Annotated in this window: 21 protein-coding genes; 12 read left to right on the top strand and 9 right to left on the bottom strand. The window is 56.9% G+C overall.

Annotated features, from left to right (window positions below; translation table 11 throughout):
* Window positions 1-602 precede the first annotated feature (602 nt).
* From HNP46_RS29945 to HNP46_RS29930, 4 genes are all read left to right on the top strand, one after another.
* Window positions 603-4,601 (top strand): hypothetical protein, encoded by a 3,999-nt coding sequence (locus HNP46_RS29945; protein WP_184596389.1) that lies wholly within the window; start codon window positions 603-605, stop codon window positions 4,599-4,601.
* A complete protein-coding gene (locus tag HNP46_RS29940) occupies window positions 4,598-6,646 on the top strand; it encodes a hypothetical protein (protein ID WP_184596387.1) in 2,049 nt (682 codons plus the stop codon). The genes HNP46_RS29945 and HNP46_RS29940 overlap by 4 nt, the downstream gene beginning before the upstream one ends.
* Window positions 6,647-6,772: 126 nt before the next feature.
* On the top strand, window positions 6,773-7,330 hold the full coding sequence (locus HNP46_RS29935; protein ID WP_184596385.1) for a hypothetical protein: 558 nt from the start codon (window positions 6,773-6,775) through the stop codon (window positions 7,328-7,330).
* An 854-nt stretch (window positions 7,331-8,184) separates the two neighbouring features.
* Window positions 8,185-8,856 carry a hypothetical protein gene (locus HNP46_RS29930; RefSeq protein ID WP_184596383.1) on the top strand — a complete coding sequence of 224 codons (672 nt, stop codon included), beginning with the start codon at window positions 8,185-8,187 and terminating at the stop codon, window positions 8,854-8,856.
* Between the two features lie 81 nt (window positions 8,857-8,937).
* On the opposite strand, the gene HNP46_RS29925 is transcribed toward HNP46_RS29930, so the two are convergent.
* From HNP46_RS29925 to HNP46_RS29910, 4 genes are all read right to left on the bottom strand, one after another.
* The gene (locus tag HNP46_RS29925; RefSeq protein WP_184596381.1) at window positions 8,938-9,441 is read right to left on the bottom strand and encodes a hypothetical protein; all 504 of its coding nucleotides are present in this window, start codon (window positions 9,439-9,441) and stop codon (window positions 8,938-8,940) included.
* Complete coding sequence (locus HNP46_RS29920; protein WP_260403309.1) at window positions 9,441-10,073, bottom strand: HAD family hydrolase; 633 nt, start codon at window positions 10,071-10,073, stop codon at window positions 9,441-9,443. Before HNP46_RS29920 ends, HNP46_RS29925 begins: the two co-directional genes overlap by 1 nt.
* Entirely contained in the window at window positions 10,070-10,579 is a 510-nt protein-coding gene (locus HNP46_RS29915; protein WP_184596379.1) for a helix-turn-helix domain-containing protein, read from the bottom strand. Before HNP46_RS29915 ends, HNP46_RS29920 begins: the two co-directional genes overlap by 4 nt.
* Before the next feature lie 90 nt (window positions 10,580-10,669).
* Window positions 10,670-10,987: a hypothetical protein gene (locus HNP46_RS29910; protein WP_184596377.1), complete on the bottom strand. Its 318-nt coding sequence runs from the start codon at window positions 10,985-10,987 to the stop codon at window positions 10,670-10,672.
* 71 nt (window positions 10,988-11,058) lie between these two features.
* Between HNP46_RS29910 and HNP46_RS29905 the strand changes: the two genes are divergently transcribed.
* Entirely contained in the window at window positions 11,059-11,307 is a 249-nt protein-coding gene (locus HNP46_RS29905; RefSeq protein WP_184596375.1) for a hypothetical protein, read from the top strand.
* A gap of 32 nt (window positions 11,308-11,339) precedes the next feature.
* Here HNP46_RS29905 and HNP46_RS29900 read toward each other — a convergent pair whose 3' ends face one another.
* Window positions 11,340-11,987, bottom strand: a complete 648-nt coding sequence (locus HNP46_RS29900) for a hypothetical protein (RefSeq protein ID WP_184596373.1) — start codon at window positions 11,985-11,987, stop codon at window positions 11,340-11,342.
* 406 nt (window positions 11,988-12,393) lie between these two features.
* Between HNP46_RS29900 and HNP46_RS29895 the strand changes: the two genes are divergently transcribed.
* Both HNP46_RS29895 and HNP46_RS29890 read left to right on the top strand, forming a co-directional pair.
* Complete coding sequence (locus tag HNP46_RS29895) at window positions 12,394-12,828, top strand: S24 family peptidase (RefSeq protein ID WP_184596371.1); 435 nt, start codon at window positions 12,394-12,396, stop codon at window positions 12,826-12,828.
* On the top strand, window positions 12,821-14,122 hold the full coding sequence (locus tag HNP46_RS29890; RefSeq protein ID WP_184596369.1) for a Y-family DNA polymerase: 1,302 nt from the start codon (window positions 12,821-12,823) through the stop codon (window positions 14,120-14,122). The genes HNP46_RS29895 and HNP46_RS29890 overlap by 8 nt, the downstream gene beginning before the upstream one ends.
* Window positions 14,123-14,173: 51 nt before the next feature.
* Here the strand turns inward: HNP46_RS29890 and HNP46_RS29885 are convergent, their stop codons facing one another.
* Together HNP46_RS29885 and HNP46_RS29880 are read right to left on the bottom strand one after the other, a co-directional pair.
* A complete protein-coding gene (locus HNP46_RS29885) occupies window positions 14,174-15,187 on the bottom strand; it encodes a hypothetical protein (protein WP_184596367.1) in 1,014 nt (337 codons plus the stop codon).
* A gap of 122 nt (window positions 15,188-15,309) precedes the next feature.
* Window positions 15,310-15,789, bottom strand: a complete 480-nt coding sequence (locus HNP46_RS29880) for a hypothetical protein (protein WP_184596365.1) — start codon at window positions 15,787-15,789, stop codon at window positions 15,310-15,312.
* An 81-nt stretch (window positions 15,790-15,870) separates the two neighbouring features.
* Between HNP46_RS29880 and HNP46_RS29875 the strand changes: the two genes are divergently transcribed.
* Window positions 15,871-16,338, top strand: coding sequence for a 3'-5' exoribonuclease (locus HNP46_RS29875; RefSeq protein WP_184596364.1), 468 nt, complete (start codon window positions 15,871-15,873; stop codon window positions 16,336-16,338).
* Window positions 16,339-16,393: 55 nt separating this feature from the next.
* A complete protein-coding gene (locus HNP46_RS29870; RefSeq protein WP_184596362.1) occupies window positions 16,394-16,798 on the top strand; it encodes a hypothetical protein in 405 nt (134 codons plus the stop codon).
* Between the two features lie 25 nt (window positions 16,799-16,823).
* Here HNP46_RS29870 and HNP46_RS29865 read toward each other — a convergent pair whose 3' ends face one another.
* On the bottom strand, window positions 16,824-17,879 hold the full coding sequence (locus HNP46_RS29865; RefSeq protein ID WP_184596360.1) for a hypothetical protein: 1,056 nt from the start codon (window positions 17,877-17,879) through the stop codon (window positions 16,824-16,826).
* A 182-nt stretch (window positions 17,880-18,061) separates the two neighbouring features.
* Between HNP46_RS29865 and HNP46_RS29860 the strand changes: the two genes are divergently transcribed.
* Window positions 18,062-18,247 (top strand): antitoxin VbhA family protein, encoded by a 186-nt coding sequence (locus HNP46_RS29860; protein ID WP_184596358.1) that lies wholly within the window; start codon window positions 18,062-18,064, stop codon window positions 18,245-18,247.
* Between the two features lie 130 nt (window positions 18,248-18,377).
* On the opposite strand, the gene HNP46_RS29855 is transcribed toward HNP46_RS29860, so the two are convergent.
* Window positions 18,378-19,805, bottom strand: a complete 1,428-nt coding sequence (locus tag HNP46_RS29855; RefSeq protein ID WP_184596357.1) for a PhoH family protein — start codon at window positions 19,803-19,805, stop codon at window positions 18,378-18,380.
* A gap of 251 nt (window positions 19,806-20,056) precedes the next feature.
* On the opposite strand from HNP46_RS29855, the gene HNP46_RS29850 reads away from it, so the two are divergent.
* Both HNP46_RS29850 and HNP46_RS29845 read left to right on the top strand, forming a co-directional pair.
* Window positions 20,057-20,563: a hypothetical protein gene (locus tag HNP46_RS29850; protein WP_184596355.1), complete on the top strand. Its 507-nt coding sequence runs from the start codon at window positions 20,057-20,059 to the stop codon at window positions 20,561-20,563.
* Complete coding sequence (locus tag HNP46_RS29845) at window positions 20,560-20,826, top strand: hypothetical protein (RefSeq protein WP_184596353.1); 267 nt, start codon at window positions 20,560-20,562, stop codon at window positions 20,824-20,826. The genes HNP46_RS29850 and HNP46_RS29845 overlap by 4 nt, the downstream gene beginning before the upstream one ends.
* Window positions 20,827-20,886: the final 60 nt, after the last annotated feature.

The raw sequence follows: 20,886 nt of genomic DNA, 5'->3' as shown, positions 1-20,886 counted from the left end.
GCTTTTGCTTTCCATGAGCGTCCCTATAGGCCATTCGGTGTAGCCGAGATATCTCCCTCGACTGCTCCTCTGTCATGGCGGGCACAGCTCCTGTTGCCTCGCTGTGGCTCTCCTTATGAGTCTCACCTTGTGTCTCTTTTGGCATCGAGTTGTCTCCCTTTCTTCACTCTATACGGAGGGCAGATCATAGCCCTTCTCATCCTTTCTTAACGACCCACATGTTGGGTTCGCATGGCACTGCTTTGCATTAAGTAAAGAAAGGAAGCGCTAAGGTCTTTATGACAGTCTCTGAACGCCCTGTCTCACCTCCTACAGATGTCTCATGCCTCACATCTCGTAGTCGTGAATCACTCCATTCAAATGCCTGAGTCGACAACAGCATGGCAATGAGGCATCACAAAAATGGCCTTTTGCCCCCTGTGTATTTCATATCGTATTCGACTGTATTTCATATCAATACAGGCTCGTAATACGGCTAGAAGCCCCATTTACAGGCACTTAGCGCTATTACGCGTACCCGCGAGAGGCCAAAAAAATCCGCTTGCCATCGAATTTTTCCTGGGGTTAATCTCGGCCGCCTCGACCAGCACTGGATGGCCATCATGCCGAAGAAGCCAACGGATACCACGGGCGGAAACCGCCCGCCCGAGAACCCACCGTCAAGCCATGGCGACCTGTTCGCCGGGACTTCCCCTGCCCGCAAGGGGAAGCTCAGCGATGAGCTGAGCCGGGAGATCAACTCCCACCGGGCCAGGCTGGCGCCGTTTTTCAACGGCAACGCCAAGCCCAATCCATCGGTGAGCTTCGCCAACGACGGTACCGGCTTCGGCAAGTCCTACAACGTGTTCGACCAGTTCATCGAGCACGCTTCGGAGCGCAACGACCAGGGCGGCCATCGCAACCTGTTCTTCATGACACCGATGAAGTCGCAGATCGACATTTCGCCGGCAACCAAGGCCAAAGCCGAGGCCCGTGGCATCCACTTCCTGAGCTTCCTGAGCATCGCAGATATCGCTGACCTGGAATTCACTGGCTGGGTCACCGGGATTAAGAACGAGAAGCTCTATCGCGGATGGATTCAAAAGCTCACTACGATCCACTACCAGGACGCTACGAACGAACTCAGTAGCTCGATCAGCAACCTGACCCTGACCCTGGCGGACGTCGAGGATCAGAAGCGGCGCGGTGACCTCGACCTGGCCCGCAAGCAGGAGCTCGAGCAGAAACTCAAGCAAGCCCGTAGGCGCCTGAACATGGCCCTTGTGGCTCTGGCCAAGGCAGTAATCACCGAGCCAAAGCACGGTGCCTACATCACCACGGCTGCCCGCTTCGCAGAGACCGACCCGAAGGGCGCCCCCTACATCGAGATCCTGGATCACATCCTGCCCTTTGAGCGGGCAAAGGTAGGCCCAACCATCATCCTGGCCACCACGGCCAAGTTCATGGCTCAAACGCATGCTGTCTACGTCGACCAGAATCAGAAACCCAACCTGAAATTGACCAGGTTCGACAGCATCGTTGGCGCCAAGCGCGACACCACGGCTGCCGAGAAGGCTGAAATCCCGTCCATTGGTTCAGTCTGCAACCTCACCTTCGACGAGAAGATCACCTACCTGAAGGAATCTTTCTTCCTACGGGATGACAAGAACTACTTCCTGGAGCATGGGATCACCTTCACGCTCGTGGTGGATGAGGAGCACGATAGCTACGACTGGATGCACCGCCACGCACACAAAAAGCTCATCAGTGATCAGGTCAAACCTTCCCACGTCCTGGCCGGCCTCTACCGCCTCATGGAAGCCATCAGCCCATATAACAACCCAGGGCGTGAACTTCCTCTGGCGCACGAGGAGACGGCCCAGCTCATCAACGACCTTCGTCGACACTACAACGAGGACTGCGACGCCAGCGTAAGCCTGGAAAGCATCCTCAAGATGTGTGCTGGCAACGTCGGCCACATCACCATCGACAACCGCGATGTGGAACAAATCCTCGCGTTGTCCAAAAACATCTTCAGCCTCACCCCCAGGCGCTTCTACAACGAAGACGCCCTGAAGCGCATCCGCATGCGCTCGATGTTTGGTGGCAGTGAGTTGCGCCTCTCCTTCGATGACGGCCGCGAGTGCTCTGACCCTTCCCTACACGACTTCCTTCAGGCCTTGCTCTGCGCTTTCTACGCCTGCTCGAAGATCGCAAAGCCGAACTCAGCTCTGCAAAACTTGCTTAACCTCGGCCAGGCGGGCAGTCAAAACAGCCCGCTTTCCAGGTTCATCTCCACGTCCAGACTGCACCGGCCCTACGTTGCCTCACTGTTTGAACGTGCCAAGGACGCTGAGGTGCTCATCGATGAGTTCTTCGCATTCTTTGTCCCCAAAATCGTCTTTTCCCTGGAGAAAGTTCGGGAAATCCCCTTCGGCGACGACGTCGCCGCTAACCGAGTGTTTGTCGATTTCCATCTGGATCTGATCCTCGAGCTTCCCGAAGTCACCCTGCTCCGGGCCATGCATGGCACCCAGAACTCAGCGATGTGCCTGAGCGCCACCACCGGCTTCAAGAAGTCCTTCTCTGGCAACTTCTCCCGGCCGATGCTGAAGAACTTCGGCGAGGCACAGGGCAACAGCCTGCAGGTGCAGGTTGTAGAGCGCTCGGAGGTCGACCAGCAGGCGATGAGCGACTTGCGTGCTGCACGGGCCCAGGCTCGCACCATCGACATACGTCCCTACCACAACACCGCCGGCAACGAGATCAGCGACCTTCGCCAGGACAAAGCATTCAAGGCAGAGCTCAAGATCTGGACTGACCGGCTGATCCCGCCTGGCTTCCCGGAGAGGAACAAGTACCGACTTGCAGCGCTTCGGCGCCAGGTCGAGGCCATGCTGATGGCCGCATGGGATGGGAAGAACTCGCTGATCCTCTCACTCAACAACAACTTCACGCAGCGGTTCAAGGAACTGTTCGAGCAGAACGTCAACGGCCGGCTCAAGGGCTACCGGCAGCTCCACGAGGACAAGATCTTCGAGCTGAAGCCTTTTGCCGACAAATGCAAGATCAGGGTCATCCTCTTCTCATCGGAGCTGGCCAGAGATGTCGATGTCGACCAATACCTGAAAGTGGACGACGACACCCGAATCTGCCTCGTTTCAGCTTACGGGAGCGCCGGCACCGGCCTGAACCTGTTCGTCGAACATCGCGAGGACAAGTTCACCGAAGACTTCGACCGCCTGGTACTGGTGAACACCCCTTTCTACAGCGCCATCAAGGAGGGGGACTCCGGGTTGAACACCGTGAAGAACCACATCCTCCTGCTGAAGCATCTTGCTGTCGGCACCGGGGTACGGCTCTCGGAGTTCGACGCCAACCCAATGAAGCCCAGGAACAACCGCATCCTGATGGATGAGCATGATCTGTCGGTGCTGAAGATCATCATCCAGGCTGTCGGCCGGGTTGAACGCCGGGACAGTCACCTTCTCACGGAGATTTTCCTGCCTGACGACGTCATTGACGACCTGGTGGTGAAGTACAGCCGGCTGCGCCGGGAGGGGAACGATATCCTCATCAACAGCCTGTCCCTTCTCAATCACCGGCTGATGCAGTTCTGCCTGGAGAAGGCTGAAGCTCGCTGCTTCTCCACTGAGGAGGAACGTTCCAGCTTCACCGCGATGGTGCTCTCCGATGCTATCGACATAGATGATTTCTTCACGGGCGCTTTCCGCCGCAAAATCCTCGTCAGCGCGCGGGAGGGCAATCGCGAGGCCATGGCCTTCAACGAGCTCCTGCGCTCGTCGGAGAGCATCACAGACCCGGCAATGTACGTCCGAAAGCTCATGAACTCCCCTATCGTCAAGGAATCCGGTTACTACCAGCGGGTGATCAAGACCTTCTACATGCCGAAGGAAATCACCGACCGGGTGTCCGTCTGCACCACCAGGGACAATCACTACGAACTCAGTGATCTGCTCCATGGGTACAACCTGTACCAGCCGGACAAGATGATCGTGCCCGAATACATCCGCCGTGACGGTGTCGACCGGGATTTCGGCCCTCGCATCATCACCCTGGCATCTAACCTGGGTGCCGGCGGGATCGACTCGCACCTGCCTAACCCGGCCATGATCCCGTTGCTCAAGGGGAACGTCGGGGAGTACATCTTCGGGCAGCTTCTCAAGGAGCTGGGGATCATGGCCCTGACCCTGGACGAGATGATCAGCCTACTCGGCCCAGCTGTGTGTGAGCTCTATGACTGTTACATCCTGCAGGATGACGTCCTGATCTGCATCGACGTGAAACGCTGGTCGCTGTCGCTGAACAACGAGGAGCAGTCGCTCAAGACGCTCGACCGCGCCAAGCAAAAGCGCCAGAACCTCTATGAGCTGTGCGGAGCGCTCAACCTGACCCCGCGCTTCCTCTACGTGAACACCCAGCACGGTAGCAACGCACTCAACTCGGAGCGTGAGTTTGACTCCGGAGAGTCCATCCACTTCCTCAACGCCTTCAAAAAGCTCACCGAGTACGTGCCGGCGAAGAAGAGTCGCATCTTCAGGGTCGACGAGCACCTGATGATCAACCCCACCCTGGTAAGCCTGCTAAGGAGCGCAGAATGAGCCTTTTCACCAACCTGGCACATGAGGCCGCCGCCAGGGCCAGAACAAACATGCTCACGCTCCCAGGTGCCCTGGAAGCGATCATTGATCAGCTGTCGGCACCAACTCCCGGCGTCGGGCACATCCAGGCGGGCGTAGTGGAGGTCACTCGGCCGTCCGGTGAGAGAACGGACACCTACTACCAACGGGTTGACGCGACCATCAAGGAGTACATCCGGCAGAAACTCAGCCTGCCCGCCGGCACCGGGGTGCATTACACCAAGTTCAGTGCTCGGCAAGGGCGGTTTGGCTTCCTGTTCCTGAGCGGCCAGGCCCCGACTCCCGGCCAAGTGCGCCAGGTCATCAGCGACCACTCCCTCGACCACCACAAGGTGATCGAGAGCCTCCTTGATCTGCGCCTGAAGTTGTCTTTCATCACCGACGTGGAGAAGCGCTACGACATCTCCCCGGTCGAGTTCAACGCCGAGCTCTACCTGGGCATGATGTTCAGCTACGCAAGAAAAGATGAGGCTGGCGTTTTCGACGCGCTGCGCTTCCAGGTCTACTTCTCTCGTCAGCAAGAGATCGCCCTGTCCTTGCACCGTGTCATGATGGAGTGTGCACCAGACGCAAAAGACATCAGCCGGCCGGTGACCGAGAGTGGAACTCTGATGTTTGACTGGGCCGGCAGGCGTTTCCAGCTTAAGCGCCGTCTCAGCGCGACCAAGAGCGACCGAAACTTCATGGCTTTCGCCACCAGTAACGAGAACCCTGAGGCCTACGAACGCTACGAAAACAGCATCAACTACCACGTCACGGACTGCCTCAACCGGCTGCTGAAGATTTTGGATCAGGCAGGTGTCGAGTCGCGCCCCGTTGAATTCCAGGCAACCCACCAGGTCAGGAAGTTCCTTGAGAGCATCCCGGACACCACTAATCCCCTGTGGGTGCTCGATACGACTACCGATCCCAAGCGCAAAGCTGCAGTCGAAAGCCTGGCCAATACCATCGGAGCGGCCAAGGTGGTCAATGCAGACTCTTTACCTGCCCCTGAAGCTCTTCTGGAGAGGGATGTCAGCTACCTGGTTGTCAGCGAGGCCAGCCCGGAGGCCGGAAGCAGCATCGTAGACCGAAGCTCGAACGTGTCCTACACCACGTTCTGGCAAGCCATGGCTGCACAGCAGAAGAACCCAAAGGCCCAGTTCGACTTCTACACCGCCGCCAAGATCAATCGTTTCCTCGGTGGCAAGGCCACGATATGCCAAGGCTTTGATCTCAAACCAGGAAAGGCGCTCAGCAAGACCGCGTTGGAGAAATGCTTGCAGGAGCTGGCGCTCAAAGAAGCCATCTACAAGCATGGCGTAGTGACCGTCGCTGGCGCCCAACTTCCTCGCGCGTCGTTGGTGCTCATCTCCTGCCGTCGCGACACGGACAAGAACGCGTACTTCCAGGTACTCGACGTCCTGGTCGAAGGCGAGCAGATCAAGATCGAGCGTACCCGGCGGTACGACCAGTTCTCGAAGGGCGAATTCAACGAAGACTTCCGCCAACTAAGTGCCGTCCTCGGCAAGGCGTCTGAGAAGCCCTTCGATACGATCTGGAACGACACCTTCCTGATCCACGACAAGGGAACGAATGCATGGTTGACTGCCTTCAACAGCGGACGCGTGCCCGACATCATTGGCAATGCACTCTTCGACAACCAGGTTCGCCAGGATGAAGGCACTTCCCCCTCCCGCGAAGTCGGCATTCAGGTATCCGCCCTACCGTACTACCTGACCCCGACCAAGCAGAAGCAGCGGCACAGCATCTTCATCCAGGACAACGGTGAAGAAGGTGCCTGGTACTTTGTCGCCTCCAACAAGGCGGCAAACAACACCATCGCGAAGCAGAGCCTGGTCTACAACGTGGTGATCACCGACGAAGCTGGCACTCGCCTGCCGGTGCTCAGCCACCCTCTGGGTGAGCTGTTCTTCTCCACCTTCACCTACGACATCGTGAAGCTGCGGGAGTCGGCCAAGACCTCGATCCTGCAGAAAATCGTGGAGCTCTGCCTCAAGAACTGACCTACCAGAGTCGGCGCCGGCCCAAGTAAGGGGCCGGCAGCCCTCGTCGCTGTTATCCAAACCTCTTTTAAGGGTATATTGTCCTGAGCCAGGAGGCGGCCAACGAAGCCCTACTGAGACCTCCTCATGCAGCATTTACCCTGCAACGTCCCTGCCCACTCCTTTCCAGACACCCTCTCGTTCTACGAAAGGCTCGACCAGTTCGACTGGTTTTCGTGCTTCTCCGATTCGAGTGATGTTTACTGGCGTGGGGAGAGGCTATTCGGTGAGATCGAGCAGATCGCCCTCGACAACGGCCCTGTATTTCTATGGCTGACGAAATCTTTCAGCAAACACATGTCCAGCGGTGAGCCGTGGAACACACCAAAGTTCCCGAAGCCCCCGGCACCTGTTGAGTGGACGCTTAGCCACTACATCGAATTGCGCGTGGCCTACGAACACCTCCAGATCGAGAGGTTCGCGCGTCGTGCTGTCGGGACTGATCTGATTGAGCAAGAAGCCGAGTTGCTGAGAGCTGTGTTCTACCTGGGCGCCTACTCCGGAGGACAAAAGCCGCCGGCACTGATCGCAGGATCAGTAGAGTTGAGTCTGGCCTGGAGCACTGGATGTACCGAGGTGGCTGAGTTCTCCAGTCAGGAGCTCGAGCGCATCACCATAAGGCAGCGCGCTAAGGCTCCTCGATAGGGACGGATCTGGGGGCAAGATTTTGATTACAAATTCTGGATTCCATGGACTCGCTCGCTTACCATTGCAGTAGAGCGGTTACAGGGACTTCACGTCGCGCTCCGCAGCTGGCCAAGCCAGTTCGACCAGTTCGAGGAAACTGCGACCTGCCCCAGGCAATCCGCCTGGCTGAGCTCACCCCCTCAAGGGGTGGGCGCATAAGACTACTGGCCCTTGAGCCCTTTGCAACGCCCCCAAGCCCATCGAGGCCTAGAAAAGCCCGCCCCTGGCGGGCTTTTCGCCGTCTGTATGCTCGCGAGCTTGCCTTCCGTCGGAGGTCAGGAAAAAGTTTTCGGGAAGTTATATTTTATGTTTATTCATCATAGACATTCATATATGAATTGAATGATCATTGCCCTCCTAAACGAACCAAGCAGCTTTGTCAGTGAAACCAGGAGGTTGGAATGACATTCGTACCAGAAAGCCTTGATCGCCCTATGGCTTGGATCGACGCTTGCTCAGAGAGCCTGTCAATACCGAAGTCAGAAGCCGCCTCAATGTTTTCCCGCATGTGCGGATTTAACTCTTGGGACATATTGAGCACTGCTGTTGGCAGCATCCGCCCTAGTCTTGTCGATGAAAAAGTCTCAAGCTCCGAACTTGTAAGGCGCCGGAAAGAGTACACTGCAATACTGGTTGAAGATTTTCAGATACATCCTAGCTACGCCAATCACATTGTCGACCAGATGAGCCCATCCAGCTCAAAGCGTCCCGTATAATTCTCCATAGACACTGATCGTATATATGGTGAAAGTCCGGATGACTCCATTGACCTGAACCCGTTTGGCCTGGACGATGACGACATCGTCGAGCACATGAAAAAGATCCTCCCTAAGGAGCTGAGTGCAGAACTCGAAGGCTTCACAAGCGAGCAGATTCGGGATGGCATGCGGATGTACCATCCTATTGATCCTGGGCTCTACTACGATCTACTGGGAAATCTTGGGTTCGACCTAATCGAAGATTCGTTCATCGAAGATCACACACTTGCAGAGCCATCTTTCTTCTTTGCCTCCAAAATATATGCACCTGAAGATGGTGTCCCATGCTACCTGGGCAAAATCTCTGTAGCACCGTTGGACTCCACTGACGACTTGGCAAACAGAATTCTCGAAGACGTATCTGATGACATTGAAGGTAATGGCTATGGTGTTGGGGTCGTCCTATGGAAGTCACCCACCTTCAAAGAATACAAGGGTGGAACCCTCCAATACTTTGGTCGGCTTTACTCTGATGGAGTTTGGCATGAGCTTCTTCTCAAGCCTGGCGTTAAGAGTATTGACGAGCTGATTGATGTAACCTTGAAAGGCTTCGATGTTAACGACCCAGGAATTGCCTTCAAGTGGTCGAATTCTGAACCGCTAATTATTTATCATGCAATCGAAACAGAGTCGCCAACAAACAAGCACCTCCTTGATAACTTCGAGATCATGCAGATCAGAGGTGTAAGTGGCTGGACGTCTACCCTCTGCGGGCCAAAAAAGTAATTTCTGGATAGACCACCGAAAGGTGGTCTATTTCGTTGCCTATCCCAGTTCAAAGAAACTGCATACCAACCAAACGAAACCCTAAACCCGCGACGCTTTGAGATGCTTCAGAATGGCATTGAGCAGATCGTCTGGTATCCTCAGATCCTTAGCAGGTGCATCGGGAGGCTGATCGATAACCCATTGGTCGAACCAGCCGTCTGGACTTCCCACGAAGACCATCGGGCGGCTCTGCCTATCAAACTGACCATGGGTGAGGTCGACAATCACACCGTTTGTCATCACCCAATACTCCCAGTCTTCCGCATCCCTGAGCTCTAGGAAGCTCCCTTTAATGGCCAGCCACTCATGTGTCCCTTTTTCAGGGTGTGTCGCAGAAATCCGCATTGCCTCTACACCGTACTCAACCATCAAGTAGCGGCCGAAAGCGAGGGAAGCATGTCCGCAAAGCCCTTCGGGGAAATCACCACCCGATGCCCCTAGCAGGCCATCATTTCCTTCTGAATGAGCCGCCTTCAGTGCCTGGTGAAAACGCCACGCCAAATCGCTCAACCACTCGAGGTCGATCTCGTCTTCGGCATGCATCAGTGGCCAGCCTCAGGCATTGCCAACACCTGCTCAATCAGGTCAGTTAGCGGCTCCTGTGACACCCCCTCACCTTCTCGCTTCAGCAAAAACGCCTTGATGCCAAGCTCTGCAGGCCCCTCGACATCCGCTTTCTGGGTGTCACCGATCATGACCGCCTCGCTGGCGCTGCAGCCGATCTCGCGCAGTACGTGCTCGTAGATGGCTGCCTCCGGCTTGATGGCACCGACTTCGAAGCTGAAGGCATAGGAGTCGAAAGTTGGCAGCATTGTCTTCGCCGGCACCGCGTAGGCCGCTGCAAGGTTTGAGCACAGCGCGGTCTTGATCCCCTCCCGACGCAATAGCTCGAGGGTGGCATGGACGTCGCTGAAGACCCTCACGGATGCCAGCTCCGCGTAGATGTCGCGCTCAAGCGAGTCCAGCTCATCGGCGTTGACGGGGATACCAAATCGATCAGCCACGCCGGACAGGCCCAGGTTGCTGGTCATGATCTCACGGCGGTCATCCGGTCTGATCGCCCGGCCCATCACCACACCGAACTTCAATAAGCGGGAAAAGGGGCTGCGGGGCTCATCGATCTCCACCAGGGTTCCGTACAGGTCAAAAATCACGACCTTGGGCTTTGCACTCATTCCCGCGCTCCTCTTCCACTGGGGGTGTGATCCTCCGGTAGGCCGATTCCGAATGCAAGCCATGCCGGCGACACGCCCAGGTCGGCAGCTATCTCTGCCAGGTTGGTCAAGGTCGGAGTCGTCTTTCCTTCAAGATACCGGTTCAGTGTCGTGCCTTTAAGGTTCGATGGCATCGGCATCTCCTGAAGCCTCCGTTCTTCCATGACCAGCTTGAGCCGTATAGGGAAATGCTCTGGCGTTGGCTTCTGTCTGTACCCACGCAGATCCCTTAAGGCCACTTTGGCCACCCAGTGGAGCGAGAACTTAAAGGCTTCCTCAGGGCCTACCAGCTCAGCACAGTAAGCGACGAGGACGTTGTACAGCCCTGTCGGCACCGTTGTGTCGGACAACCACCTGAGCAGCTGCGGGTAGATTTCGTCCCTGTTCGTTCGAATGAACTCTTCGATACGGCTATCCCAGAGTGCCAGGTGGGCATTGATTTGCTCATCAGTCATCCGTTTTTTCATCGGGGTCTCCATTCCGATGGGCCGAGCCAGCCTCGCCCCCATCCAACTCGCACAACCGGGCAAGGCTTTCCTAGCCCAGAAGCCTGATGGCTAGTGAATTAGGTCTGAGTCCGACTCTAGAACACCACTCATGGCTACATCCAGGCCGTGGGAAACGACCGCCTTCAGTTCATCTGGAGTCTTCCTCTCCATCCCGGCCCCATAGGCCAACGCGACCTGGATTATCAGGCCATATGCAATCTGGATTCCCTCTCCTTCTGGGTCTTCTTGGCAGCACATTGAAGCAAACCGATAGAGCTCACTATTCAGTTCGAAAACATGCGTGAGGTCGAGTTGTATTTTCTGCACGCATAGACTGGAGAAATGATCCAGTGCGTACTGCTTGAGGGCGAATTCGGGGTTACTCATAATGATGGCCTCATGATCTCGTGGGCGGCATGATTGCACATCTTCGCCCAAGCGCCATAACAGGAGACCCGATGAACCTCATGCGCACGCTCGCCGCCGGCCTTTCGTCCATTGCCGCAGGCATGGCTAGCTTGATCGATTCGTTTGTGGGCAAACCCCGTCACAGCCAGAACGTCGCAGACCGCTACCTCAATGAGGCCCACCAGGCAGTCGCGCGCAACAAGCTCCCCATTCGCTCATGGAACGAGATGGGGAACTGGCATCAGGGTGATTGGAAGTGGCCCCAGGAGCAGAAGCACAGCAGACCTACCGACGAATGAACCTTGCAGCGGTCATCCTCTTGGCTCACCAGTTAGACGACCGAAGTATCTAATAACCGCCTCGACCGTCTCATTCGATTTGTGAAATTTTCCACTACGTACAAAATCAGATCTTCAACCACGGCTTCAGTCCCTGGCCAAGATGTTTCTACATTCTCAAGCCATTTCTCAACATCACTAATCAAGAGGGGCCCGTATTTTTCCTGATCCCCCGTGGACTCCTCTGCCATTTTCTCAATGGCTTGTCTAACTTGTGAAAGCACACCGCTTTTCAGGCCTGTTTCGTATCCACTTGCCCGCGACATCTCCACATCCCGAGCACACTGCTCGGCCATCTCAGTCAATCTATCTGCTATCTCCATTTTGTTTATGTTGGCCTTAGTCGTCATGAGCTTCTTCATAAGTTCAATGCGGCCGGCGTACACAGGAGAAAACTGGTAGGCACCTATTTTCCTGCTGCCTGGCACATCCTCGTCGAACTCCTCAAAGGCATAGGAAAGCCGCCCTCCAGGGCCAAAGAGGGACATCTCGAATTCTTTAATGGTGGTATCAACCCGAAACTTCGGATACGCCTTGAGCTTGAGGAAATGAGATCTCTGTTTAGATGTAAGACCATGAGCAGACGATACAATTGAATACCTCTTAAATAGCCTTCCTTCAATCATTTCAATATCTTTCATATGACTATCCTTTGAACCATTGCGAAGAAGATAAGCACTATCAAAGGACAATAACAACACCTGGAAAGTATATTTTTAAGATTGCCAATATTTACTTCTAAAGTCAGATGAGATAGGCTTCATCTATCCTGCCGCCCTAAGAATGTAACTCACGTTTTAACGGAAGTTTATTTCTGTAAATAACTTACAAGTCAAAGGCTTACCTCGCGAGTCAGGGTGCTGCCCTCGGGATATCAGCCTCGAACCGTGCGAGCTTCCAAAAAGCCTGCGCTCCCCGATGAGCCATCACTGATCAAGGGCGACAGCCGCAGGTCTAGGTGAACCACAACCTCCAGTCCTCTGGAGCTTCTCTTTTTCCAGGGATAGGAAATATACTGGACATCCATACAGTATCCAGTTCACTGCCATGACCATCCTCTCCTTCCGGCCACTCCAGCCCTCCGATCCTGAGGCGTTCCTGGTGCCGGCGCTCTCAGCCCGAGCCGCCGGAGGCTTCCCCAGCCCCGCAGCAGACCACTATGAGCCGCCTATCTCCCTGGATGAGCTCCTGGAGCTTCGAGCGCCTCACATCTGGCTGGTGGAGACCGAAGGTGAATCAATGGCGCCATGCGGCATCATGAACCGCTCCCGCCTGGTCGTTGACCGGGCACGCGATGCGGTAGCCGGCAACGTCGTGGTGGTCTTTGTTGACAATCAACCGCTCGTGAAGCGGTTGGCATATTCCCAGGGCAAGTGGGCCCTGGAGTCCGATGATCCAGCCTACCCGCCCATCCCGATTGACCAGTACGAGAGCATCGACATGTTCGGCGTGGTCACCTGGAGTCTGACGGAGCATGTTTAAGCTCTCGTTCCCGGCACTTCACCGGCCGGTGTACGCATTGATCGACTGCAACTCGTTCTATTGCAGCTGTGAACGGCTTTTCAGGCCGGATCTGCGGGGACGGCCGGTCGTCACCATGTCGAACAACGATGGCTGCGTAATCGCCAGGACGCCTGAGGCGAAAGCCCTAGGCATCAAGATGGGCGATCCGTTCTTCAAGATCAGGGACTTCCTGCGTGAGAACGACGTCGCGGTATTTTCCAGCAACTACGCCTTGTACGGCGACGTCAGCGCCCGCGTACAGCAGACCATCGAGAGCATGGTCGACCAGCTGGAGGTGTACTCCATTGACGAAGTTTTCGCGGTGCTTACCGGGATGCCGGAGCCCCTGCGCGACTTCGCCAGGGCCATCCAGGCGCGCGTACTGAAATGGACGGGGATGCCGGTTGGGATCGGCATAGGCCATACGAAGACACTCGCCAAGGCCGCTCAGCACGCCAGCAAGGCCTATCGGGAGAAAACCGGAGGGGTTGTCGACCTTCGCGCTCCGCACGCCGTGGAGTGGCTCCTGAAGCGCATGCCGGTGGGTGATGTTTGGGGCGTCGGCCGGCGCCTCACTGAGCAGCTCGGCGCCGAGGGGATTACGACGGCCTGGCAGCTGGCGCAGTGCGATGCGAAATCGATCAGGCGCCGCTACAGCGTCGTACTGGAACGAACCGTCCGGGAGCTGCAGGGCGAACCCTGCATCGAGATCCAAGAGAACGAACCCGACAAGCAGGTCATTTGCACCAGCAGGATGTTCGGCGAGCGCATCACCGAGCTCGGCCCTATGCGCGAGGCCCTGGCCAGCTACATGCACCGAGCCACTGAGAAAATGCGTCGGCAGAACTCGATGACCGGGATGATACGCGTGGGCATTCGCACCAGCTTCTTTGGCGACGGGCCCAAGTACTCCCAGGCGGTGAACCTGCAACCGCCCTACCCGACCGACGACGTGCGCCTGCTGACGAAGATGGCCGTTGACGCCCTGCCGGCGATCTGGCGCGACGGATACCGCTACAGCAAGGCTGAGATCATGCTGATGGATCTGCGCAAGCGCGGCCAATTCACGGGCGATCTGTTCACTCCCGCGCAGCCGGCCGGCGCCGACAGGCTGATGGGCATTCTCGACAAGGTGAACGGCCGCTGGGGGCCAGGGACACTGAGGTCAGCCAGGATGCCTATGACCCCGGACTGGGCCATGAAACGCGAGCTGATGTCGCAGAGCTACACGACCAGCTTCTACCAGCTGCTGAAGGTTAGAGCTGGACGCTGAGAAGCTTCTCGACCAGGTCACTCTGCTAAAGCGGAGGGTCGCTGCCAGTAACTACGGCGGGTCAATCGATACTCCAAGATCTCTTAGCTCATCCAGAATGGTGCACCTATCATCGGTCACCCCGCCCATCACATCGCACCTATAGTCACCCAATTCATAGGGGGCACCTTCACTTACCTCTCCGTAGTAGGCATGCCCGGAAAACACCCACACACGCCAATACTTAGACCCTGCACCAGTGCAACTGGAGCCGTACTTCTGACACGCGTCACGGGCGGCACGCAACGCACTCTTGTAATCGGCTCGCTCGCATGTGGATGCTTCGGAGACACCACCGTCGTATTCCGCTACCCAGACCGCATACCAACCATCCTGGCATGGCACGACCTCGCTCACTGTGCGCCCTGAAAACCCTTCGATGTAGGCTTTCGCGTCAACTTCGTTCTTGGCGTAGGTGTTGTAGGGTCGGTTGTCTGTGGTTCTAGCCATGTAGAAAATCAGGTCATGATGGTTCGCGGCGGGCTCCTTTGAGGCAACCTTGTCCGCGCCTGACTTCGTTTCACTTCCTTTCGCAGGGGACTTGGCCACGGGCCGGGCGGATGACGCTGACCGTTCAAAGTTCTCCGTTCTGACTCCTTCATAGACCTTTGCAATCACCTCATCCTTGCTATTGATGACGTTGCCTTCAACGAAGGTTCCTGCAGCAAAGGTTCCCTCATAGGTGAGCCCGGACTTGTCCGTCAGATCGCCTCGACCGTTGGGTAACCCGTCCTTGAAGTTGCCCGAGTATTTCATTCCTCGCGGTGAGGTGTATTCGCCTTGCCCGCCAAAACTCCCCTTGCTGATGTGACCCTCGTAGGTCAGAGCAGGCAGGCCTTCCCACTTAACGACAAGCTTTCCATTCCCGTAGGCTTTTCCGTCGCGGCACTTACCGCTCCACGTTGCAGATTTGGGTGTCTCGCCGGTAGCAGCCAGCTCAACAGAGCAGTTATCCGGCAGCTTCACCGTCATGGCGTGAGCGAGCGTGCTCGTTCCGATTAGGGCGGCGATCAACAATAGCCTCATGGGACTTGCCTCAGGCGCAACCTCGTCTGCTAAACGCTAGCCACTGATAGCGCTCAGGCCAGAGCAATTGCTTCAGTGGCATATCAGGAATAGCTATAGCTTCTTCGCGCCACTGACGAGGGTCAGCGCCGGAAGTTGACCCGCTCTTCCTCCAACCAGCGGTCGATCAGGTCGCCCTGTTCCGTTGGAAGCATCGGGGTAGCCAAGGTGATCACGTCAATCGCACCCTGGAAAGCATCCTCGGATGGAAACCAGTCCGCCAGGCTGACCATGTTGTGATGTTTGCCCAGAGCGGCCTGCTTAATCATCAAGTCTGCGGCCGCGCGCCTATGATCGGCCATCCAGATAGTTTTCCCCTGGATGTCCAGTCGCTGGCGCTTGAACTCCTCGGTCGCGTTGTAGACACCGATCTCATTGAGGTACTGGCGGGTATCCGGGAACTGGATGCCGGCCAGGGCTATCCGGAAGGTTTCGCCCCAGAAGTTAAGACTGTGCCAGTCACCAGTGGACGTGCCTGAGCAGGGCCAGTTCAGCGCCGGCATCCCGGTGATGTAGTGCTCGCGCGTGACCCTGGAAAAATCGCTGTCGAAGTATCCGTCCATAGCTTTCCCTACTAGCGTTCATAAGGCTCCATCTTAACCGGCTGCAGTGCATAATGGCTCATCCACCTAAGCGGAGCCGCCATGTCAGCCAAACCATCTGTCACCGCGTTCCTCGATACCGAGTTCACCACCCTCGACATCACCGAGAACAAGCTGATCAGCCTGGCCCTGGTCGTACACGGCGGGCCGGAGTTCTACGTCGAAATCAACGACACCTGGACAGAGGAAGAGTGCTCCGACTTCACCCAGGAGGTCGTGCTTCCCCAGCTAGACTTGGCCACCCATGGAAAGTCCGAGGTAGACGCCCGCGAAGCCCTTCACGAGTGGCTGAACCAGTTCGAAATCGTGAACATCATCAGCGACGCGCCTCTGTGGGATTGGAAGATGCTGATCAAATTGGCCGGCGAGATCGACATCGGAAAGCACATTGTCCCCAAGCGCTACGAGTGGGATGGCGTGGAAGACACGCCCCACCATGCCCTGCTCGATGCCCGGATGATCGCTGAGTACTGCATGACCCATCCGAAGCTGGAGCAGGTGGCCACATAGCCTCAGCTACGCTCAGGCAAGCCCAACTACTACTCCGCCGGCAAGGATGACCACGATGAACCTGGACTTCACCCTGGAAGAACTGCTTGAGATCTCCGAAGCACTTGATCAAGCGGAGAGCTTTGACCCTGAGCTACTGGCCCACATTGAGAGCGCAAGGGAAAAGATCAGCCTGGCCCTGGAAAGCGAACGTATTCAACGTCAGGAGCTGAATGCCGACGCAGGGGCCAAGGCAGAAGGCCCCGGCGTCCCCCACGAGATACTCAAGCATAAGGCAGCAACCGCCCTTGAAGACGGCTGGGGAGAGTGCCCACTCGGTCGGGCTGCGCTGCTACAGTGGCTGGATGACCAGCTTCCTCGCCATACCGCAGCTGGCATTAAAACGGGTGCTGCGGCCGCTCATGCCTTGAGCATGGACTACTTGGCCTGGATCGGCGACAGCGCCGAGGAGCACCCATGAAAAAGGCCCCCGAAGGGGCCTTCTCTCAGAAGCCAAGGCCAGGGTCTTCATCCCTTGGCTTGCTCTGCCTCGAGGGCGAGCCAGCGCGCTCAGCTTCGTAGTCATTCTCCAACGGCTCATCTTCCGTCAGTGGGCCTTCCAGGAGCTCATTGACGTCCGGGGCCTGCAGATCGCTGTACGGCCCATCATGCAGCTTGACGAAGCCGAAGTTGATGTCGATGTTCAGCTCGATCTCGGCAATGATCCGATCACGCGTTTCCTGGGAAAGCGGCCTTGCCTCTGACGCATAGTCGGTGAAGTCTGAGCCGGCGTCGGCAATGGGATCTCTCGATGCTTTGAGCGTACCGAGCAGATTCTCATCGTCCACGCCCAGCCAGTACACAGAGTCAACGAGATGACCTGCGACGGCCCCTCTGCTGGCGCGGCAAGTCTTCTCGACAGCCTCCAGGCACTCCTTGCGCACGACAACCGCGTGTGCCAGCGCATCCCAAACAGATGCGAACTCACCCATGACGGCATCCGGCTTGTCCGTGTCGTCGTACTTGAAGCGCACTTGGAAGGGCTGGTCAGAGTCACCCCAAGCCTTTGTTACCCGTACAATCCCCCCATTCACCGGAAGGCGCGGGCTGATGGCGACGATAAACCCGGACGAGAACTCATCCCAGGGCATGAAGTACTTCCCCATGTAGCGGATGCCATCGGGGAGCTGGTCGTATTCTTCCCACGTAGTGGGGCTACAGAGCCTCTCGAAGGCCTGGTCGCCGGCAAGCGACTTCACGTCCGTCAGTTGCGAGAAGTCCACCGCAACCGCAGGAGCTTCTTTCGCACTCCCGCACTGGCGCAACTCAAGTTGAGACTGGCGCTCCTCGGGGGTCAATGAGTTGTAGACGTCAGGCTCCGGCGGCCACTGGTGCTTATGCTGCTCATCCCAGAGACGATCATATTCGTCATCCGACAGATGATCCTCCACGAAGCCAGCAGGCTCAGGAACGGAGATCACGACCTCTGGCTCAGCCACAGGCTGCTGAACTCCGATGAGGTTGCGGAAGGATGCTGCAATGCGTTGGAGTACCGTGGGCATTATGAAAGCCTCTTGTTGTAGCTCTATCTTCACACCCGCGCAGAGGTGGACGCAAATTAGCATTAGAGCTGGCTAGAGGCCGAGCGACAGCAGTCATCGGTCGTGTTCATTTTGATTTTACGCGACCTAACTGTGTAAGGTGTCTACATCAAACGTCAGTCTATAGCCCCTTGGTGATCCAGATGATGCAAGCACAAGAAGCCGCGAAACGCCGCTCCAACGTCGCCCACGTCCAGGCCACCAATAACCTTGAAGGCGCTCGCATGAGCCCCTACATGGCATCAAAGATGGCCGACTACGAAAAAGGCCGTCTCACTTCTGCTGAGCTCGTAGCGGCCGCAAAGGCCAGATACGGCATTAATGACTGATTTTCCTGATCTCGACAACGATCCAAGCGAAGCCGATCTCAGGCCTATTGTTTGAAAACAAACTCCCTAGAAAACGCCCCCACCAAATGAAACGCCGCGCATAAGCGCGGCGCCCCCTTGCTCCGTACCCTTACAGCACGGCTTCGGCGTGCTCGGCCAGCACAGAGCGCGGCACGCCCTGCAGCGTGATCGTAACGCTGTGCTTGAAGCCCTTGAAGCGCTCAGTGAGGTAGGTCAGACCGGAGCTTGGCGCCGACAGGTACGGTGTGTCGATCTGAGCCAGGTTGCCCAGGCAGATGACCTTCGAGCCCTTGCCGGCACGGGTGATGATGGTCTTCATCTGGTGCGGTGTCAGGTTCTGGCACTCGTCGACGATGATCAGTGCGTTCTGGAAGCTGCGACCACGGATGTAGTTGAGCGACTTGAACTGCAGCGGCACCTTTTGGAGGATGTAGTCGATGCTTCCGGAGGTGCTCTCATCCTCGTCGTGCAGCGCTTCCAGGTTGTCGGTGATTGCGCCCAACCAGGGCAGCATCTTCTCAGCCTCGGTACCGGGCAGGAAGCCGATGTCCTCGTCCAGGCCCTGAACGCTGCGGGTGACGATGATCTTGTTGTAGCGCTTCGAGACCATCGTCTGCTCGATGGCGGCGGCCAGGGCCAGGATGGTCTTGCCGGAGCCGGCGGAGCCAGCGAGGTTCACCAGGTGGATATCCGGATCGAGCAGCGCTAGCAGGGCCAACGCCTGGTAGATGTCGCGGGGGCTCAGGCCCCAAGCTTCAAGGCCCAACAGGCCGTCGAGGCTGTACTCGGTGAGGAGGATGCTGTCGTCTTTGATCTGGCGTACCAGCCCAACGAAGCCGTTGTCATCCAGTATGAACTGGTTTACTGCCAGGCCGGGGATCGGCTCGCGCAGAGTAACCAGGTGCGATGGGCCGGCCGGGTTATTGGGCTTGGTGTTCACGATTTCCTGGGACTCCACGAGATCCCAGAACGCAGGTACGTGGTGGAAGCCCTTGGGCAGGTGATCCACGTCATCGACCAGCTGGTCGGTGTGGTAGTCCTGTGCCTCGATGCCCACCGCCCTGGCCTTCAGGCGCATGTTGATGTCTTTTGTCACCAGGACGACGCGGTCGTCAAAGCGCGAATCAGCTGCTTTGCGCAGGCCCAGCGCGTCGTTGATGATCTTGTTGTCGTTGACCAGGCTGTCCGAGAGCTCTTCGGAGAGGTCGTCGCCCTTGTGCTTGCTGCGAGTGACGATCATCAACTCGCCCAGGTGGCCGCCGATCTCACGGGGGATCGGTACGCCCTTGCTCACCTGCTCCACGGGAGCATCTTCGATGATCGATTCGATCAGGCGGATCGCCTGCCGGCATTCGGCCGAGATAGCCTGCTTACTGGTCTTGAGCTTGTCGAGTTCCTCCAGTACCACCATCGGGATGGCCACCAGGTGCTCCTGGAAGCTCAGGATGGAATTCGGGTCGTGGATCAGGACGTTGGTATCGACAACGAAGCATTTGATTTTGCTGTCGTTTTTGGGCTGGCTTACGGCTTTCGACATGCACTACTCCAGACAAGGGGCGACTACTGTCACTGACCAGGGCGTAAGCTTCCTGCAAGAGGCCTGGCCTCAAAACCATGGTGCTCCTTTATTGGGGAAATGTGAAGACAACCCTGAAGCTGCCAGCACGCAGTAAGCCGGCTCATTGCAAGCAAATACTAGACGGAGTAATCGGCCCCGTTTTCACGCCCGGCTCTTCCCCTGCCTTGGCAATATCCTGATAATTCCGCATCCACCTAGGAATGTCCCGCATGAAGCCCTATGCATTCTTCGAGCTCGCGTGCACTGTCGCGCTAGCTGCCTACGTCCCGGCCTCCATCGTGATTGGCGTCGGCCTTTCGATCTACATGGAAAGCGGCTACTGGATGCTGACAACCTCGCTCATGGTGGTAGCGTTCCAGCGCTTCCTCTGGAAGGCAGGCTTCCAATACAGGTTGGCCAACCTCCAGTTTAAGTGGGCTGTAAAGCACACTGGGGAATGGGCACGCTTGCAGTCGTTGGCGGTGACCACCTGGAACCTTTATCTGCAGTGGGTGGTTCTGACCGCGTTCATGACCATACCCGTGCTGATCTTCGCCTGTCTGGTCGAGTACTTCGACCTCAACAAGGGCAGAGGCATCCGCTACCTGATGATGCCCTACTGGATCGTCTTCTTCATGTCGGTCGCGGGCACTCTGGCCACGCACTGGATAACAGTCTCGATCACAAAGAGCATCAATGAACGCTGGGCACGAAACCAACCAGGATCTGACCAATGAATACGGAATTCATCCTCAAAATCCTGAACATCTGCATGACCGCCGGCTACGGCGTCTGGATGTACACCATCGGTGAGCCGGGCTACGCAGTCGTAGGGATCTGGGCTGCGGGCGCCATGGTGTACTTCCGCCTGCAGGAGTACACCACCCTACCCGCTCAAGGCTCTGCCTACGTAGAAACCTTGCGGGGTAAGTGCACCACCCCGTTCGGCCTGAGGCTGCTCAATTGTAAGCGCGTGAAAATCGGCGTCCTGGGTGCCTGACCCCGCAGTTGAGACTATTGCGTCCGCAACTTTTCTTGCGGACGCAAGCATGACCACCGA

This window comes from Pseudomonas nitroreducens (assembly GCF_014204515.1).
Taxonomy (GTDB): domain Bacteria; phylum Pseudomonadota; class Gammaproteobacteria; order Pseudomonadales; family Pseudomonadaceae; genus Pseudomonas; species Pseudomonas nitritireducens_A.
The sequence above is the reverse complement of the archived record's forward strand: the minus strand, read 5'-3'. Positions and strand labels throughout refer to the sequence as shown.

Coding starts and splice junctions, on each gene's coding strand:
- HNP46_RS29945 (WP_184596389.1), top strand. CDS start 603: ATGCCGAAGAAGCCAACGGATACCACGGGCGGAAACCGCCCGCCCGAG.
- HNP46_RS29940 (WP_184596387.1), top strand. CDS start 4,598: ATGAGCCTTTTCACCAACCTGGCACATGAGGCCGCCGCCAGGGCCAGA.
- HNP46_RS29935 (WP_184596385.1), top strand. CDS start 6,773: ATGCAGCATTTACCCTGCAACGTCCCTGCCCACTCCTTTCCAGACACC.
- HNP46_RS29930 (WP_184596383.1), top strand. CDS start 8,185: ATGAAAAAGATCCTCCCTAAGGAGCTGAGTGCAGAACTCGAAGGCTTC.
- HNP46_RS29925 (WP_184596381.1), bottom strand. CDS start 9,441: ATGCATGCCGAAGACGAGATCGACCTCGAGTGGTTGAGCGATTTGGCG.
- HNP46_RS29920 (WP_260403309.1), bottom strand. CDS start 10,073: ATGAGTGCAAAGCCCAAGGTCGTGATTTTTGACCTGTACGGAACCCTG.
- HNP46_RS29915 (WP_184596379.1), bottom strand. CDS start 10,579: ATGAAAAAACGGATGACTGATGAGCAAATCAATGCCCACCTGGCACTC.
- HNP46_RS29910 (WP_184596377.1), bottom strand. CDS start 10,987: ATGAGTAACCCCGAATTCGCCCTCAAGCAGTACGCACTGGATCATTTC.
- HNP46_RS29905 (WP_184596375.1), top strand. CDS start 11,059: ATGAACCTCATGCGCACGCTCGCCGCCGGCCTTTCGTCCATTGCCGCA.
- HNP46_RS29900 (WP_184596373.1), bottom strand. CDS start 11,987: ATGAAAGATATTGAAATGATTGAAGGAAGGCTATTTAAGAGGTATTCA.
- HNP46_RS29895 (WP_184596371.1), top strand. CDS start 12,394: ATGACCATCCTCTCCTTCCGGCCACTCCAGCCCTCCGATCCTGAGGCG.
- HNP46_RS29890 (WP_184596369.1), top strand. CDS start 12,821: ATGTTTAAGCTCTCGTTCCCGGCACTTCACCGGCCGGTGTACGCATTG.
- HNP46_RS29885 (WP_184596367.1), bottom strand. CDS start 15,187: ATGAGGCTATTGTTGATCGCCGCCCTAATCGGAACGAGCACGCTCGCT.
- HNP46_RS29880 (WP_184596365.1), bottom strand. CDS start 15,789: ATGGACGGATACTTCGACAGCGATTTTTCCAGGGTCACGCGCGAGCAC.
- HNP46_RS29875 (WP_184596364.1), top strand. CDS start 15,871: ATGTCAGCCAAACCATCTGTCACCGCGTTCCTCGATACCGAGTTCACC.
- HNP46_RS29870 (WP_184596362.1), top strand. CDS start 16,394: ATGAACCTGGACTTCACCCTGGAAGAACTGCTTGAGATCTCCGAAGCA.
- HNP46_RS29865 (WP_184596360.1), bottom strand. CDS start 17,879: ATGCCCACGGTACTCCAACGCATTGCAGCATCCTTCCGCAACCTCATC.
- HNP46_RS29860 (WP_184596358.1), top strand. CDS start 18,062: ATGATGCAAGCACAAGAAGCCGCGAAACGCCGCTCCAACGTCGCCCAC.
- HNP46_RS29855 (WP_184596357.1), bottom strand. CDS start 19,805: ATGTCGAAAGCCGTAAGCCAGCCCAAAAACGACAGCAAAATCAAATGC.
- HNP46_RS29850 (WP_184596355.1), top strand. CDS start 20,057: ATGAAGCCCTATGCATTCTTCGAGCTCGCGTGCACTGTCGCGCTAGCT.
- HNP46_RS29845 (WP_184596353.1), top strand. CDS start 20,560: ATGAATACGGAATTCATCCTCAAAATCCTGAACATCTGCATGACCGCC.